A 17,238-nucleotide genomic window follows, 5' to 3' on the forward strand; every position below is an offset into this window, starting at 1 on the left:
TAGGTAATAAGAATAAATGCCTTTATTACTCTCCTAATTGGTCTTTAAATTTCTCGTAAACTTCACGAACAACATCAAACTCTTCGTCAGATGCTTCCGCAATTCCGTCCCATGTGTAAACTTCATTCATGACCTTTAACACTTCAGGCTTATCATTGATTGACATAAATGCTTCTTTAATTTTAGCTTTCATGTCTTCTGGAAGATCGCTACGAACAGAAACACCGTCATTAGGAATAGCATCTGTGTAACCAATAATTTTTAATTTCTCTTTTACATCTGGAATATCTTTTTCCAAGTTGTCACGAACGTCTGTGAAAGTTGTCGCGAAATCAGCAGATCCATCTAATACTGCAAGTGCAGCATTATCATGTCCACCTACAGCAACTTGCTTGTAGAAAGTATCAAGATTTTCAACACCCATTTCCATTAATTGAGAAGCTGGGAATAGGAATCCAGAAGTTGAAAGTGGGTCACCATATGCCCAAGTTAAGCCTTCAGTAGCAACAACATCGTCTACAGAAGTTAGCTTAGAATCAGCTGCTGCAACATATTGTGCTTTGTATGTATCTGATCCATGACGAATTGCTTTTACTAACACGTCAACATTTGCACGTTCCTTAGCTTGTACATAACCAAATGGATTTGTGAAACCAATGTCAACTTTACCAGTTCTCATACCTTCAACAAGACCAACGAAGTCAATCATAACTTCTGCCTTAACAGGTACTCCAAGCTGTTCAGTTAAGTACTCTTCTAGTGGTTTAACATTGTCTGCAATTGTGTCAGCTTCTTGAGAAGGAATGAATCCCATTGTTAATTCAGTCACTTCTTCAGTCTTTCCTTTGTCCTCACCTTTTGCATTGTCATCGCTCTTCTTGTCTTTATCATCGGAGCCACATGCTGCAATAACAAAAACCATACCAATTGCCATTAATAGTGCTAATAACTTTTTCATTTTCTCTCCTCCTAAACATGATGTAAAAGTAAAACCCCATTCATTATATATTAAAATATTACGGATTTCAACACATATTTTGAATTTTTTACAATTTATTAACATTCATATTACAAGAATACTAGCATTTATCTTTTTTCATGGTGTAAAGTATCAAAAATCTCATTTAACACATTATTATTCGAAAATACTGTTATTTGTGGTGAAAATACAGAGAATGGTTGATTTTCTAGTGTCCTCATGACACCACCCACTTCTTGTAAAATAACCATTCCTCCCGCAATATCCCATGGGGACAAACGAAAATCAAAATAAGTTTCCAATCGTCCACAAGCTACATACACAATTTCAAGTGCAGCTGAGCCTAGATATCTTGTTCCTCTAGTTTTTTGAATCATTTCAGTAAAAATCGTATGATCTACCCTATCATTTGGAACTAACCAATACTGGCAAATACTAATATTGGCTTCTTCTAATGCTTTGGATTCTAATTTTGATAATGGCTGTTCATTAAGGTAGGCCCCTTGCCCTGCTACTGCATGGAACATCTCATCAGAGATTGGGTCGTACACAATGCCAATCCGAGGATTGCCCTTTTCATAAATTCCAATTGAAATTGCGAAATTTCTTTTTTGATGAACGAAATTCGTTGTTCCATCGATTGGGTCGACAATCCAGACAATTTCATTTTCAGGGTTGAACTCTTGATTCTTTGCAAGCCCCTCTTCCCCTAGAAAGAAGTGGTTTGGGAAGTTCGTCTTGATATGGTCAATAAAAAATTGCTCAATTTCTTTATCCTTGTTTGTGACTAAATCAGCCGCGGACGTTTTGTACTCTACATTTAGACTTTCCTTTGTAGCTCTTCGAAGAATTTCACCCGCTTCATATGTCCATTCTTTAGCTATTTGGTATACTTCATTCCAATTCACATTTATTTCCTCCTTTTCTTCGTATTAACCCTATCCAATAACTTTGAATTGGTCAATCTTTTTCCCATACAAAAAACCCACATAAAAGTGGGCTTTGGCATACTATTAATTACACAGTTAAAATAGCTTCGATTTTCTTAATCTCTTCAAATCCAAGGACGAGATCAGACGCTTTCGCATTTGCCTCGATTTGTTCGGGATTCGTTGCCCCAACAAGAGTGCTAGCAACATTATGCTGTCTTAAAATCCATGCTAAGGCTAATTCAGGCAAGGTAACGCCTAGTTCGTTTGAAAATTCCTCAAGACGGTCTATTTTCGTTGATACAATCCCATTAATAATGTTTTTTACCCATGTATTCACTTGGGAATTTGCTCCTCTACTTCCCGAAGGAATCGTACCACCTCGATATTTTCCCGTTAATACACCTTGGGCAAGCGGAGAATACACTACCTGTGAAATTCCATTCTTTTCGCAAACTGGGATGATTTCATCCTCGATATCACGATGGAGCATATTGTATTGTGGTTGATTAACAATGATGCGATCTAATAAATACTTATCGGCAATCGCAATCGCTTCTTGAATTTGAGCAGCACTCCACTCACTTACACCAGCATACAGAATCTTCCCCTGCCGAATCAAATCGTCAATTGCACGCAAGGTTTCATCGACTGGGGTATCCTCGTCATAGCGATGACAATAAAAAACATCCACGTAATCTAAGTCCATGCGTTTTAAGCTTGCATGTACTTGCTCGATGATATGTTTTCTCGATAGCCCCCTGTCGTTAGGTCCATCCCCCATCGCACCAAATGCTTTAGTGGTAATACAATAGGATTCCCGTCGGTACTCTTTTAACGCGCTAGCTAATATTCGTTCCCCTTCACCACGCTCATAGACATTTGCGGAATCGAAAAAATTTATACCAAGTTCATATGCTTTATGAACGGTTTTCGCTGCCATGTTTTCATCTACTGTTTTACCAAAGGTTAACCAGCTACCTAAACTGATTTCACTTACCTTAAGCCCCGAGCGACCTAGCCTTCTATATTTCATGTCATGCCTCCTCCTCACTTTGCGAATACTGTCTTATCATTAAATTTATCAGAAATTTCAAACAAGGTAAAGCGCTACTCGAAAAATAAAACGTATAGATTTTTAACTTGTTTTTCCTAGATTATTTTTGAATTTTCACTTTACAAAAATGGAAAAAAGGTTTTTCATAGAGGAAAGGATTAAATCGACCTTTAATAGGTAAGTCAACAAAGGGGAAATAAATAAAATGCTTGCAGCAAAAACACAGGCTACTCGTACAGAAGCAGATGCGAACAAAACGCTTTATGGAATTTTAGTTATCATCGGATTTTGTCATATGCTGAATGACTCCATTCAAGCCATTATCCCAGCAATGTTTCCAATTTTAGAACGTTCCATGGGGTTAACATTTACCCAACTTGGATTAATCTCCTTCGCACTACAAATGACAGCTTCAGTTGCCCAACCAGTTGTTGGGTGGTATACAGATAAAAAACCATTTCCATATGCTTTGCCAATCGGCTTGACCTCCACCTTTTTTGGAGTAATTGGATTGGCATTTGCACCTAACTTTATAACGATTATTCTTTCGGTTCTATTTATTGGGGTCGGATCTGCCGTATTTCATCCTGAGGGCTCCCGCGTTGCCTACATGGCGGCAGGTAACAGACGTGGATTGGCACAATCCATTTATCAGGTTGGAGGAAACTCAGGTCAGGCTCTTGCTCCAGTCATTACCGCATTGATTCTCGTTCCACTCGGACAATTTGGGGCTATCTGGTTTTCGTTAGTTGCAGCACTTGCAGTTGGTTTACTTTTCTATATTGCGGGCTGGTATGCTCGAACTCTTAAAACAGTAGAGATTCAAAAGAAAGTGAAGAAAGCAGTATCTGCAGTACCAGGAAACATGAAAGCTATTAAACTAGCATTAGTTGTCCTTGTGCTTTTTGTTTTTGCACGGACTTGGTATATGTCAAGTATCACAAACTTTTACTCATTTTATGTCATTGAAAAATATGGATATACCATTTCACAAGCACAGATCTATATTTTCCTATTCTTAGCAACTGGCGCACTTGGTACTTTCTTTGGAGGTCCACTTGCTGATAGATTTGGAAAACGAAATGTCATTATCGCATCCTTATTAGGAACCGCACCGTTAGCCTTAATCTTGCCTTTTGTCGGACCGCATATCGCAATAGTGCTCGTAACCGTGATTGGATTTATCTTATTATCAAGCTTTTCTGTTACCGTTGTATATGCACAAGAACTGATGCCTGGAAAAATCGGCATGGTGTCAGGGTTAATCGTCGGTCTTGCCTTCGGTATGGGGGCGATCGGGGGAGTCGCAATCGGTTCGATTATTGATGCGATTGGATTGACACCAACCATCATCATGATGGGCTTCCTTCCATTGCTTGGGATCATGGCCTTCTTATTGCCAACCGATCAGAAATTAAATGAATGGAATCATGCTTGATTTTGAAGGACGCTCACTTGGCGTCCTTTTTTTATTTGGATTGAAAGTATATGCTTTGCTCATCTTGTACAATTTTGACAAAAAAATAAACAACCCATATAGATGAATTGTTTGAGATTGCCCATTTATGATTTGTAGCTGACTTTTTGAAGTGCGAAAAATAACATAACTTTCTTTAAAAACTGACGAAAAAGTGAATGGTTTCGTTCTGCTGCTTCTGCTCGTTGATAGATATTTATAAGTTCATCAAGTTCTTGACTACATTCGATAGTTTCAATACTAGTAAACCCCGTACTATTAGCAATGGTGATCATTTCTTCTCTTTTTCTATTAATTTCGTCTAATAGTATCTGTTTGTAATCTACACCTCTGGTTTCCAAAACTTCCACTCCTTTATTCACACGTTAGGAGATACTAACGTCGTATACAACTATCGTAATCCAACCCATACTACCTTTGGTCGATGCACCTTAGTTGTTACTCTATGAATTATTACAAAATCTACTATTTATGTAAATAGATTCGCAAAAATAGACATTTTTTTCTTTGAAAATTTTACAAAATTGTGTACGACATCGCTTACACCTCACTTTTCATGCTTTTTCGACAAAAAGAATTTTACAAAAATCGACATGATTTTCAATTTAAAAAACCTATAAGGATAATCCTTATAGGTCAATGCATTGTTTTATTTAATTCGATCGATATGTGTAACGCGAAATTCTTTTTCTTCTAGTTTTCGTTTAACCTGCTGAATTTTTTCTTCGCCAAGAGAACCAGGTAGATTTAAAATAATGCGGCGAAGATATTTTTCACCATTATCTAGCGTGAGCATGCCATCTATATTGATATCACTGATGAGGGATACAAGTTCTTTAATTGCACCTTTATGTTCAATCGTAGCGATGGTTAGCGTATATCCACCCGTTTTCATTCCAAAAGAGTCCTCAAGAACATCCATGACATTTGCATGTGTGATGATTCCCTGAAACTCCATTTCCGTATTCAATACTGCAATAAATGGCAGACGACGAATCGTTAAAAACGTCTTAAAAAAGGAATCTTCCTCGTAAATGAATGCATCCTTGCTTTCAACAAGTGTAGATATACTCGCACTCGCATCTCCATTTTTTTCGTATAAATACTCTAAGATGTCCACCTTATAAATTAATCCTTCAAAAACAGTACCATCTTTTGACAATACAGGAACTGAGCGAAATCCTGTATCATTTAAAAGTTGCAGGGCTTGTTGAACGGTGTAATTGTTATCACAATACTTCACATCTGGTTTTTGGACAAAATTATAGCGTATTTTCATTTTCTCCACTCCTCTTTCATATAGAAGAATTCCTTCAATATCTTTATTATATGCATATAAAAGGCCGTAATCTAATGAACAAAAATGTAACATATTTATTGATCAATGTAAAGAATATTCTTACTATTTAAGTTCAAAAAAAGACTTAATGGAAAAAGCTCCATAAAGCTCTTTAAACTTTCCATCTTCAGCTCTGAGTCACGACAGAAATTAATTTTCTTACCATACATTTTTTATAAATTAAACAAATTCAACTTTTTGATACGGTTTGCGGCTTCAACTAATCTATCTTCGTCCGTTAAAAGGCCGACGCGAACATAACGGTCACCATACTCACCGAATCCAACCCCTGGTGCAACAGCAACATGGGCTTTTTCAAGTAATAAATCAGCAAAACTAATAGATGTGTATCCTTCAGGTACTGGTAGCCATGCGAAGAAAGAACCTGCAGGCGCTTTTACATCCCACCCAATGTCCTGAAGTGCACCGATGAAGGCATTTCGTCTTGATTCGTATTTATCTACTAGTTCCTTTACACAGTTCTGTGACTCGGTTAGCGCTGCTGCTGCCGCTGCTTGAATCGGACTAAACAAACTGACATACATATGGTCTTGAATGAGATTTAGAGCTTCGATTACGCTTGGGTTTCCAACCGCAAAACCAATTCTCCAGCCCGCCATGTTATATGTCTTTGAAAGTGTGTAAATTTCGATTCCAATATCCTTTGCACCGTCGATTGCTAAGAAACTGATTGGTTTTTTCCCTTCAAATCCAATTGCACCATATGCAAAATCATGCACGACACAAATATCATGTTCTTTTGCTAAGGAGATGGTTTCTTCAAAAAATTCGTTTGTCGCTATTGCCCCGGTTGGGTTATTAGGATAATTTAAAAACATGACTTTTGCTTTTTCAAGCTTTTCCGATTCAAGTTCTGAGTAGTCAGGTAAAAAGGCATTTTCCTCTTTCAGTGGCATATAAGCCATTTCTGCTCGAGCAAGTTCAACTCCTGACCAATAATCGGGATACCCAGGATCCGGAACTAACGCTATATCGCCTGGATTTAATAGGCATTGTGGAATCTCAACTAATCCTGCCTTCCCTCCAAAAAGAATCGCAACCTCTGTATCTGGATCAAGTTCAACTCCATATTCACGTTGATAAAATTCTGCTGCTGCTTTCTTCAAGAAAGAATGTCCACGAAACGGAGAATATTTATGAAATTTCGGTTGGTCTGCGCCCTTTTTTAATGCCTCAACGATATGCTGTGGCGTTGGCTGATCTGGATTTCCCTGACCTAAATTTATGACATCGTGTCCCTCGGCAACAACCTTGTTCACCTTTGCAACAAGTGAAGCGAAAAACTGTTTTGGTAAGTTTTGCAGAATTTCAGATTGTTCGAAAATTTTCATGTATACACCTTCTTCAAAATACTTGAAATACTAGTCTAATATCATATATTGTTACTTGTAAAGTATCATTTCAGAGGAGGATCTCAATGAATCTAAAAATTGCATGTATTCAGTATGATATCCAATTTGGAAAACCGCAAGAAAATTTTGAACTTATTTCTAAAGAAATCGAAAAAACAATGAATCAGGATACACCCGATATTATTGTCCTTCCAGAGCTTTGGACAACTGGGTATGACTTAACGAGATTAGATGAAATTGCCGATGTTAACGGAAATGAAGCGAATGCTTTTATCAGGGATTTAGCAAAAAAATATTCTGTTAATATTGTAGCAGGCTCGATTGCCAAAAAGACTGAACATGGCGTAACAAACACAATGTTTGTTTTTAATCGAGAAGGAGAAATAATCAGTGAATACAGTAAGCTCCACCTCTTCCAGCTCATGGATGAGCATTTATATTTACAGGCTGGGGAAGCAAAAGGTGATTTCACCATTGAAAATATACCAGCTGCCGGAGTTATCTGCTATGACATTCGTTTCCCTGAATGGATTCGCGCACATACAACAAGTGGGGCAGAAATTTTATTCGTGGTAGCAGAATGGCCACTTCCTCGCCTCGAGCATTGGCGTACCTTACTCCTAAGCCGCGCAATTGAAAATCAATGCTATGTTGTTGCTTGTAACAGTGTTGGAAGCAACCCTGATAATGTATTTGGCGGTCATTCCATGATTATCGATCCTTGGGGAACAATTATTGCCGAAGCAGATACAGAAAGCGCAACATTAGTTGGGGAAATTGACCTTAGCAAGGTACAAGAAGTGAGAAAGCAAATTCCGATTTTTCAAGATCGCCGACCGGATTTTTATCAATAAATCAAATACCCGGAGGCTTATAAAGAAATCCAGTGTGGCCCACACTGGATTTTTTTCGGATAGGCTGGTCTATCGATCTTAATTTGATTCTATCGACTTTATTTCGATTCTATCGTTTTCAATTTGATTCTATCGACTTTATTTCGATTCTATCGTTTTCAATTTGATTCTATCGACTTTATTTCCATTCTATAGATTTTAGCAAAGTCAAAAACTTGCCCCGATCAAAACACACCTTCTAATTCCAACAACTTTTCTTTTAAGTCCGTTCTTGTGCCAGTATATCCTGTTAGTGATTTGTCCTTTCCAATTACACGGTGACATGGTACAACAATTGGGATCGGATTTTTACGATTTGCCTGTCCGACTGCACGAACGGCCTTAGGATTATCAATTGCATTTGCAATATCCGCATAACAACGAGTTTCACCGTAAGGAATATGTAAAAGTTCATTCCAAACCTTCTCTTGAAAAGCTGTTCCGCTAAACTTAATTGGAAAGCTAAATGTTTTGCGTTCCCCTTTAAAATATTCGTCCAGTTGTTTTTTTATTTCAATAAGGACTTCATCATCAGGTGCATAAGTAACATCATATTTTTTACTAACCTGGGCCCAGTCGTCTTCTGATAATGAGATATCAAGCAACTCAGTTTCGCCCGCGAGGATATAAATTTTACCAAAAATATTCGTCTGCATGTCACTATATTTATACATCAAAAACGCTCCCTTCTCTTTCATTTATTTTACTAGACCTTTTCATATTTTGGTATGTATAATCTGTAAAAAAGGAATGCCAGCACTCTTCTACGAGCACTGGCTATTTGACTACAGTTTAAATTTACTAATCATTGTATTCAGTCTGCTTGATAAATCTGACAAAAGTTCGGAGTGATCTGAGATTGTTTCCATTGAACTATTTGTTTGCTGTACAGAGGCAGAGGTTTGTTCAATTCCAGCTGCAGATTGTTCAGAAACTGCTGCAATGTTATCAATTGATAAATTGATCTCGACCGTACTGCCTGCGATAATTTCTAGATTTTCAGAAATGCTCCGGATGCGTTCAACCATGGCGGTAACCGCACCGTGGATATCCTCAAACGTTTGACCTGTCACTTGAATTTGCTTTGCCCCTTCATCCACCTGGCTATAACCATCAAGTAAAACGCGGGCAACAGAATTCGATTCTTGTTGAATGCTGTTAACAATTTCGGTTATGTCTTTTACTGAATGAGATACTTGTTCAGCTAGCTTTCGAACTTCATCAGCTACAACAGCAAATCCTCTTCCATGTTCCCCAGCACGAGCAGCCTCAATTGCGGCATTAAGAGCCAAAAGATTGGTTTGATCCGCAATATCACGAATGACTTTGACAAGAGTAGAGATTTGCTTCGTTTGTTCATCGAGTCCTTTCACCTTTTCCACGGAATATTCCATGATGCTGTTAATTTTATTCATTTGCTCTGTTGACGCATTCATGAATTCATGACCTTTTTTCGTCATTTCCAAAACATTTTGTGATGACTCATTAATTTGACTTCCATTTTGGTTAGCCGATTGGATTTTTCCAGCATATTCCTCCATCATTTTTGCTAATTGCGTCGACGAATGTGCTTGTTCCTCAGCCCCTGTTGACAGTTCTTGGACAGTAGAAGCAATTTGCTGACTCGCTGCCTTCACCTCGCTTGAAGAAATCATTAATTCAGAACTCTTTGAAGCCACTTGGTCAGAGACAGTTGTTATTTCACGTATCATTGAACGAAGACTCGCATTCATAACATTTAATGATTTGCTCAACAACCCGATTTCATCCTGTCCTTTAACATCAATCTCATCGACCTTCAGGTTCCCATCGGCAATACGATTTGAAACGATAACTAATTTTTTGAGCTGTTTACCAATACTGCGACCGATAATGACTAGGCTCAATATGGCAATAATTGTTGATGCCACAATTGAAACAAGTAAAACGACAATCGTTCCGGAAACATTTGAGTTTGCCGCTGTTATCGAACGATCACTTTTCACTTTTATATTGGCCCGTAGCTGATCCAATTGTCGGACAGTATCTTTAATTATTTGCTCTGCTTCTTGGCTAGATTCAATTGAACTTAGCTTATCTGCTGATACAACAGCTGGAAAAACTTTATCATCAAACAAAGTAGTGAGTTTTTGTTTATTTTCACCAACTTTGTTATAGAGCTGAAGCTCAATTGTTGTGAGGGACGGTTTTAGTTCCTCTGATAATTCATCATATTGTTTACTTAAATCTTGAAAGGCCGTCACATGCTTGCCATTGCTGTCTTGTATGTAAATACTAATCTCACTTCCTAGTTGATTGAAAACGCTCGCTATCTCAGTAATTAGAATTGATTGATCTCCGCTTTTCTTCACTTCTTCCATTTCATTGCTAATAGTAAAGAGCTGTATGAAAATAATTAAAGCTGATAAACAAAATAGTAGAATAGTAAATGTAAAGGCCACACCATATTTATAACCTATCTTTAAGTTATGCCACCAACCCGTTAGTTTAAATGGTGACTTTTTACGTATTGTCTTTTCCCCTTTTTTTCTTTTTGACCCCTTCAATCTTCTGCCCCCTTTATTAACCTATCTCTCTCTTTTTGAAGCACCTTAAATAAAATCGCTTTCACTAATCCTTATTATAGAGGAAATTGTCACACTTTGAAATAAATTCTGTTAATTTGTCGAAGAAAAACTTCCGGTATTTGGTTCGTCTCTCCCCATGTGGTAAAATATATTAGTTAATCACAATTAAGGAGCAAGAGAATGAACATTGTTGTTAGTACATTAAATGCAAAGTATATCCATACAAGTCTGTCGATTCGGTATTTAAAAGCATATGCCGCGCCAGAATTTGATGTAAAATTGGCGGAATACACCATTAAAGATCCAGCCATGAACATCGTCACTGATTTGTATCGAAAAAAACCAGATGTAATTGGCTTCAGCTGTTATATATGGAATATCGAAGAAACGATTAAAGTTATTAAAATGCTCAAAAAAATAAATCCGGAGCTTGTCATCATTCTTGGTGGTCCAGAGGTAACCTATGATGTGCATGAATGGCTAGAACGCATTCCAGAGGTTGATTTCATTGTCATAGGTGAGGGTGAAGAAACTTTTAAGGATCTACTTACGGCTATACGTGATGGGGAAAGCACAGATGAAATCAGTGGTGTCGCCTTCCGTAAAGAGGAACGATTAAAGATCAATCCCCAGCGAAATAAACTCAACTTAAAAGAATTGCCAACACCCTTTCGATTTGAAGAGGATCTTCCTCATTTATCAAAACGTGTAACATATATCGAGACAAGCCGTGGTTGTCCTTTTAATTGTCAGTTTTGCTTATCCTCCATCGAGGTCGGTGTGCGCTATTTCGATCGTGAAAAAATCAAGGACGATATTCGCTTTTTAATGGACCATGGAGCAAAGACCATCAAATTCGTTGACCGTACCTTCAATATTAGTAGAAGCTATGCGATGGAAATGTTCCAATTTTTAATTGATGAGCACCGACCAGGAACGGTATTCCAATTTGAAATAACAGCGGACATTATGCGACCTGAAGTCATTGAGTTTTTAAATAAAAATGCACCTGCTGGATTGTTCAGATTTGAAATTGGTGTCCAATCAACAAATGACCTAACAAACGAGTTAGTGAAACGGAAGCAAAACTTTGCAAAGCTTCAGCGGACTGTCATGATGGTTAAAGAAGGTGGAAAAATTGATCAGCATCTAGACTTAATTGCCGGTCTACCTGAGGAGGATTATCACTCCTTCCGAAAAACCTTTAACGATGTATTTGAGATGCGACCTGAGGAGCTTCAGCTTGGCTTTTTAAAAATGCTCCGTGGAACTGGTGTACGAATTCGTGCAGCAGAGCATGATTATCAGTATATGGATCATTCACCATATGAGATTCTTGGAAACAATGTTTTGAGCTTTGATGATATTACACGAATTAAACAGGTGGAGGACGTGCTCGAGAAGTATTGGAATGACCATCGTATGAATGAAACCGTGGAATATCTGGTAACACATAGTTTTGAAACACCATTTGATTTCTTCCAAGACTTTGGGACCTATTGGGATGAACGTGGCTGGTCACGAATTGGACATCAGCTGGAGGATTTATTCAAACGTCTCTACGATTTTCTGCAAGACTCAAATATCAAAGAGCTACCTATAATTGAAGCAATCATGAAATATGATTATTTAAGAAATCAGAAGTACAAACCACGTAAACCATGGTGGGAGGACTTTGTTAGCAAGCAAGATCGAGGGGCCTTCTATCAGGAGATTGTGGAGAATCCGAATGATTTAGGTGCGGAATTTAGTCAATTACAGCTTGCGGAAAAAGATTTGTACAAGCATACTGTCGTTGAAAAAATCCCATTTGACCTTGAGACTTATAAACAAACAGGAGAAATTATACAACAGGATACGTATTTGCTTGTTTACTTTGATCCTATCGAACGACAAGCAAAGGTATTTTCACGAAAAGTGTCATAAGACAGAGTCAGCCCATGCTGACTCTTTTTTCATTTTCAAGCCCCTCGTGCTATCGGCTCCTAATCGCTTCTATGGGTCGGGTTAATCATATTTACTTGACACCGCTGAGTGGCGGCAGCTTTCTGCATTCTTATTCGCCAGTACTGTTTCCTTTTTTCGAATTACGATTTGCACCCTTCATTGGGTTTTCATAATCTGCTTCTGCTGAAAATTCAGTATCAGGCATGCTCTCTTTTGGTGTAAAATTATTCTTTTTCGCAGCATCAAATTTCACTTTGCGTTTCATGTGTTACCCCCCTTTTAATCTATAGTTTTCACCATGAATACGTCGTCCATAATTGGTAAAATCCACCTCCACGTTGCATTTGCGCTCTAGAGCCATTGATTAGCTTCGGGGTAACTCACGGATTTGCGTCAGTTCTCTCGTTTTTGCATCGATTAAACATTATTTTGCGTCCAGGTTCTCCTTTTTGCGTCTGCCCACCACTTTATAAATTATCTTGTCATTGCAAACACTAACGTAAACCCAAAGTGTGAGGTGTATATAAATGACCAAAGAGAAAAAGCAAACGGAAGAAATCGAATCACCTATTTTAGATGAAACATTGCCTCATCAAATCTCAGCCCCATCCTTTAAAGGGACCGGAATTAAAATGCAGGAACCATTTGTAAATGAACATGGAGTCGTGATTGGGGACAGCCTTTATAATTCATCAAATTCACCACTTAATAATTGGAGCGATGAAACAGACCCAGAGACCATGGCCGGTGACGAGTGGGTCCATCCGACAAATGACATCGGTTGGAACACAACTGAAAACCGTGAACTATTGGAAAGTAAAAAACAACCTAAAGGGGTGCCTTTTATGCATCCATCCAAGGACACAAGCTACGGTAATGATTGAAAAAGAGCACCCATCCAGGTGCTCTTTCATTATCCAATAATCAGTCTTTCTTTCGGGTAATGATAATTTGCATCCTTACCTTTCTTACCAATAATAAAGATAAAGTTCAGGATTCCTACCCTTCCGATAAACATGAGAAACATAATAAGAAACTTCCCAAACTTACTTAGGTCTGGGGTAATCCCCATTGATAATCCACAGGTACCAAATGCAGATGCAACCTCGAAAAATATTTCAGTAAACGTAAAGTTCTCTGTAATGGTTAATATGAAAATAGAGAGAAAACATGTGAAAAAAGCAAAAATCGTCACAATCAGTGATTTTTTTATATCTTCTTCATGGATCTCACGTTTAAAGATTTTAATGGATTTATTTCCTCTTGCGAAATTGAATAAAAACAATATATTTATCGCAAATGTCGTTGTTCGGATTCCCCCACCAACAGAGCTCGGTGAAGCCCCAATAAACATCATTGCACCTAAAAACAGTAAAGTAGACTCTGAAAACTGGTTCACATCCATTGTTGCCAGCCCTGCACTTCTTGTTGTAACCGACTGGAACAATGAATAGAAGAAGGTTTCATGCCAAGCCATTCCTTTAAAAAAGTGATTGAATTCAAGTAAAAAAACGGTGAATGTTCCAAAAATAACTAATGATAAAAACGTAACGGTTGTAAGCTTCGTAAATAGTGAAAAACGATATCTTCCCTTTTTATGAAGAAGAAAATCTTTTATTTCGACCAATACTGGAAAACCAATGGCACCTAAAATGATTAAAATAATCGTAATGAATTGAACAAAATAATCATTTGCATACGGTACTAATGAACTTCCTGTTATATCAAACCCAGCATTTGTCGTCGCACTAACCGCCGCAAAAATGCCATGAATAAACGCTTCTTGCCAAGTATCAAAAAATTGCATGAAATAGAGGCCTAAAATTAAACTACCGAAAAACTCTACACCAACAATAATGATGATTACTTGTTTAAGCAGATTGACTAAGCCCGATAACTGTGATTGATTTTGATCAACCATGATTAATCTTCTTTCTCGCAGGCCAATTTTCCGACGAAATAATAACCAAATAAAGGTTCCCATCGTCATAACCCCGATTCCGCCAACCTGAAGGACAAAAATCAAAATAAACGTACCTGCGACCGTATATGTATCTTTAATTGAAATAACACTTAGACCAGTTACACTAACAGCACTTGCAGCTGTGAATAAAGTATCGATGAAGGATACTTCAACGCCTTCCTGAATTGCGAAGGGCAAACTCAATAACAGAACTGATACTGTAACAGCTAATAAATAAAACGCAAAAATTAATTGAGCTGGTGACAGTTCATTCATGTACAAATTTTTTCTTTTCCACATTTTCTTTCACCCTAACATCTTTGTCGAATCTATTCCTCTATATTAAAGAATTCATTCTCATTTTGAAAGACTTTTTTATATTTGCGGGAAATTCATGCCTGTTTCTTATGTAGATTAGTATGCATTTCCAGTATTGAAATTAATAAACTTCTTATACTAAAGATACAACGAATTAACGTTGTTTTCTATCATTTAAAAAGGAGTGAGAGTAATGGCTAGAAGTAGTAATAAATTGCTTGTTCCTGGAATCGAACAGGCTTTAGATCAAATAAAGTTTGAAATTGCCCAAGAATTTGGTGTTAAGCTTGGTTCAGATACAGTATCCCGTGCAAATGGTTCAGTAGGCGGAGAAATTACGAAGCGACTAGTCGCACAAGCACAATCCCAATTAAAAGGCGAATAAAAACTTCATAAAATGGAGAAAAGCCGAGGTTATCCCTCGGCTTTAATGATTGCTTCCATTATGGTTGTTGCCCTTATGGTTGTTTCCCTTATTATGATTACCGTTATTGCCATTATTGCCTTTATGTTCCCATTTGTTGTTTTGTTTACCTTGTCTTTTCTCTTCTTGTCTCCATTCTCGTTCTTCTTGCTTACGCTTTTTCTCTTCCCATTTTTCATCCATTTTTTCGAACTTTTTTTCTTTAATATGGTCCGGCATATTGGAGTTTTCTATATTGTTTTTGACTTTATCTCTTATCTGTTCTTTTTTCTCTTTAAGCTTTTCTTGGACTTCTTCCGCCCTTTGTTTTTGAGAGTTCTTAAACTCGTTTAGCTCTTTCTGTTGCTGGGCGTCTTCCTGCTGTTTTTTTGTATTTTGTTCTTGCTCTGCCGGCTCAGTCTTCATTTTTTCTACTGGCTTAGGAACTTTATTCTCTTTAATGAGAAGTTTACCTGTAGAAATACCCTTTTCTTTAGCAGCATTTCTAGTCTCGACTGTACTTGTTAAAGAGGTAACTGCAATTTGCTCTTTTTCATATTCTTCTTTAATTTCTTTAATTCCTTGCTGGAGCTCTTGGTCGATTTTTTGATCATGTGTGTCTGCTACAACCGTTGTAATTAAAACTTGCTTTCCATCTTTAAGATAGCCATTATCTTTACTATGTTGAATGATTTTTTCCGTAATCGAATCAAGTGTGCTATTCTTCCAATCTGGAATGGATTCCAATAGTTCTTTTGCCTCGTTGTTTAAAGCTTCTAGACTTACGACGTGAAGGTTTTCATCTAATCCCACTTCAAAGCTTGGATTGATGTCAATGGACATGTAAGCATACACTTCATCACTCGATGAAAAAGGTATAAATAAAGATAATAATAAAATTGCAACTAAAGAACTTGCAAGTGCGTAACGCCATTTCTTTACCTGAAAGAAACGTCGCTTTGAAGTATGGCTTACTCGTTCATTGATTGGAAAAAAAGTCATCTCCTCACCAATTTCATAGCTTTCCTTCATATGCTTGGCTTTTACGAATTCACCGTCAGGGGTTAGCATCGTAATATATTCATCGTTCACATCCATAACGATCCCCTTTTTCAACTTTCGAGCACCCCTTTTAGATAATCTTTTAAATAGACATAGTCGCCGGATAAAATAATAGCCATTGCAATAATGTACTTCCGATTTCTTTCTATCGTTTTACGGCTGACACTTACTTTCGATTCAAGTTGCTTAATCGGAAGCTGTTTCTTCTCAAACAACATACGTTTAATCTGTTCATTTTCAACAACAACCTTAGATACCATAATCGCATTTTGTCTAGCATCTGCATGTTTTGGTGAGATTTCAAGCAACTCGTGAAATGACAAGCCAAATTCCTGCAAAACATGATGAAAATGGAGAATCTCTTCTTTTCTTTGTTCCTGCTCTACTTTCTTTTGATAATCATCGACAGAAAGGTGAGCCTCAATTTTCGATTGTGCCCCTTCCTCATCTGTTTCGCCATTCGAGATAAAATTAATATTCCTTACTCGTGCTTCTTTACGGATGTAGTCAATCACTCGTCGTTTAATGAGAAGTTCACTAAAGGATAAAAAGGAACTACCCTTTTCTTTTGAGTATTTTTCTATGGCCTCATTAAACGCTATAAGTCCAATACTAAATTCATCATCCGAATCACTTATATATCGTTTACAAACGGCAGACACATTCTTTGCAATAAAGGGTTTATAGTCTTCTATTAATTTATTTTGTAGGTTTTGATTTCCATTTTGAATCTCAATAACGGTTTCTTCCAGCGTGCTTTTTCGCTTTCCAATTTTAAACAATAGGCTCAGCACTGGTTTCACCTCAACTCTCTTTACTATCTGTTAATAGTAGCAAGAGATGAAAGCGAGATTCAATAACAATTTTTCACATTATGAGACTTACGCAAAAAATATTACAAAAGAACTAATACCAAAGACTACTCTTTATT

Annotated in this window: 17 protein-coding genes and 1 pseudogene; 5 read left to right on the top strand and 13 right to left on the bottom strand. The window is 37.4% G+C overall.

Translation table 11 applies throughout. From position 1 onward, the window contains the following. Positions 1-25 precede the first annotated feature (25 nt). The 3 genes from phnD to ABC371_RS20860 all read right to left on the bottom strand — a co-directional run bounded on the left by phnD (position 26) and on the right by ABC371_RS20860 (position 2,944). Entirely contained in the window at positions 26-958 is a 933-nt protein-coding gene (gene phnD, locus ABC371_RS20850) for a phosphate/phosphite/phosphonate ABC transporter substrate-binding protein (protein ID WP_412898552.1), read from the bottom strand. Positions 959-1,086: 128 nt separating this feature from the next. Then, entirely contained in the window at positions 1,087-1,887 is an 801-nt protein-coding gene (locus ABC371_RS20855) for an inositol monophosphatase family protein (RefSeq protein ID WP_412898553.1), read from the bottom strand. A gap of 109 nt (positions 1,888-1,996) precedes the next feature. Further along, a complete protein-coding gene (locus ABC371_RS20860) occupies positions 1,997-2,944 on the bottom strand; it encodes an aldo/keto reductase family protein (RefSeq protein ID WP_412898554.1) in 948 nt (315 codons plus the stop codon). Positions 2,945-3,170: 226 nt separating this feature from the next. On the opposite strand from ABC371_RS20860, the gene ABC371_RS20865 reads away from it, so the two are divergent. Next, positions 3,171-4,403 (top strand): MFS transporter, encoded by a 1,233-nt coding sequence (locus tag ABC371_RS20865; RefSeq protein WP_412898555.1) that lies wholly within the window; start codon positions 3,171-3,173, stop codon positions 4,401-4,403. 125 nt (positions 4,404-4,528) lie between these two features. Here the strand turns inward: ABC371_RS20865 and ABC371_RS20870 are convergent, their stop codons facing one another. From ABC371_RS20870 to ABC371_RS20880, 3 genes are all read right to left on the bottom strand, one after another. Continuing rightward, positions 4,529-4,783 carry a Spo0E family sporulation regulatory protein-aspartic acid phosphatase gene (locus ABC371_RS20870; RefSeq protein ID WP_412898556.1) on the bottom strand — a complete coding sequence of 85 codons (255 nt, stop codon included), beginning with the start codon at positions 4,781-4,783 and terminating at the stop codon, positions 4,529-4,531. A gap of 308 nt (positions 4,784-5,091) precedes the next feature. Then, entirely contained in the window at positions 5,092-5,721 is a 630-nt protein-coding gene (gene cbpA / locus ABC371_RS20875; RefSeq protein ID WP_412898557.1) for a cyclic di-AMP binding protein CbpA, read from the bottom strand. Positions 5,722-5,954: 233 nt separating this feature from the next. Next, on the bottom strand, positions 5,955-7,133 hold the full coding sequence (locus ABC371_RS20880) for a pyridoxal phosphate-dependent aminotransferase (protein WP_412898558.1): 1,179 nt from the start codon (positions 7,131-7,133) through the stop codon (positions 5,955-5,957). An 86-nt stretch (positions 7,134-7,219) separates the two neighbouring features. On the opposite strand from ABC371_RS20880, the gene ABC371_RS20885 reads away from it, so the two are divergent. Then, the gene (locus ABC371_RS20885; protein WP_412898559.1) at positions 7,220-8,008 is read left to right on the top strand and encodes a carbon-nitrogen family hydrolase; all 789 of its coding nucleotides are present in this window, start codon (positions 7,220-7,222) and stop codon (positions 8,006-8,008) included. Between the two features lie 224 nt (positions 8,009-8,232). On the opposite strand, the gene ABC371_RS20890 is transcribed toward ABC371_RS20885, so the two are convergent. The 3 genes and pseudogenes from ABC371_RS20890 to ABC371_RS20900 all read right to left on the bottom strand — a co-directional run. Further along, positions 8,233-8,721, bottom strand: coding sequence for a methylated-DNA--[protein]-cysteine S-methyltransferase (locus ABC371_RS20890; RefSeq protein ID WP_412898560.1), 489 nt, complete (start codon positions 8,719-8,721; stop codon positions 8,233-8,235). Positions 8,722-8,832: 111 nt separating this feature from the next. After that, positions 8,833-9,780 (bottom strand): methyl-accepting chemotaxis protein, encoded by a 948-nt coding sequence (locus ABC371_RS20895; protein ID WP_412899411.1) that lies wholly within the window; start codon positions 9,778-9,780, stop codon positions 8,833-8,835. A gap of 9 nt (positions 9,781-9,789) precedes the next feature. After that, positions 9,790-10,407, bottom strand: a pseudogene (locus ABC371_RS20900) (HAMP domain-containing protein); the annotation flags it as partial. 387 nt (positions 10,408-10,794) lie between these two features. On the opposite strand from ABC371_RS20900, the gene ABC371_RS20905 reads away from it, so the two are divergent. Further along, the gene (locus ABC371_RS20905; RefSeq protein WP_412898561.1) at positions 10,795-12,540 is read left to right on the top strand and encodes a B12-binding domain-containing radical SAM protein; all 1,746 of its coding nucleotides are present in this window, start codon (positions 10,795-10,797) and stop codon (positions 12,538-12,540) included. A 130-nt stretch (positions 12,541-12,670) separates the two neighbouring features. On the opposite strand, the gene ABC371_RS20910 is transcribed toward ABC371_RS20905, so the two are convergent. Further along, positions 12,671-12,826 (bottom strand): hypothetical protein, encoded by a 156-nt coding sequence (locus ABC371_RS20910; RefSeq protein WP_335423238.1) that lies wholly within the window; start codon positions 12,824-12,826, stop codon positions 12,671-12,673. 262 nt (positions 12,827-13,088) lie between these two features. On the opposite strand from ABC371_RS20910, the gene ABC371_RS20915 reads away from it, so the two are divergent. Further along, positions 13,089-13,445, top strand: a complete 357-nt coding sequence (locus ABC371_RS20915; protein WP_412898562.1) for a DUF3905 domain-containing protein — start codon at positions 13,089-13,091, stop codon at positions 13,443-13,445. 29 nt (positions 13,446-13,474) lie between these two features. Here ABC371_RS20915 and ABC371_RS20920 read toward each other — a convergent pair whose 3' ends face one another. Continuing rightward, positions 13,475-14,824, bottom strand: a complete 1,350-nt coding sequence (locus tag ABC371_RS20920) for a TrkH family potassium uptake protein (RefSeq protein WP_412898563.1) — start codon at positions 14,822-14,824, stop codon at positions 13,475-13,477. Between the two features lie 211 nt (positions 14,825-15,035). On the opposite strand from ABC371_RS20920, the gene ABC371_RS20925 reads away from it, so the two are divergent. Further along, positions 15,036-15,227 carry an alpha/beta-type small acid-soluble spore protein gene (locus ABC371_RS20925; RefSeq protein WP_116351043.1) on the top strand — a complete coding sequence of 64 codons (192 nt, stop codon included), beginning with the start codon at positions 15,036-15,038 and terminating at the stop codon, positions 15,225-15,227. A 42-nt stretch (positions 15,228-15,269) separates the two neighbouring features. Here the strand turns inward: ABC371_RS20925 and ABC371_RS20930 are convergent, their stop codons facing one another. Both ABC371_RS20930 and sigI read right to left on the bottom strand, forming a co-directional pair. Further along, a complete protein-coding gene (locus ABC371_RS20930; protein WP_412898564.1) occupies positions 15,270-16,361 on the bottom strand; it encodes an anti-sigma factor domain-containing protein in 1,092 nt (363 codons plus the stop codon). Then, positions 16,358-17,110: an RNA polymerase sigma factor SigI gene (gene sigI, locus ABC371_RS20935; RefSeq protein ID WP_412898565.1), complete on the bottom strand. Its 753-nt coding sequence runs from the start codon at positions 17,108-17,110 to the stop codon at positions 16,358-16,360. Before sigI ends, ABC371_RS20930 begins: the two co-directional genes overlap by 4 nt. Positions 17,111-17,238: the final 128 nt, after the last annotated feature.

Source organism: Bacillus jepli, assembly GCF_047238305.1.
Taxonomy (GTDB): Bacteria; Bacillota; Bacilli; order Bacillales; family Bacillaceae_L; genus Ferdinandcohnia.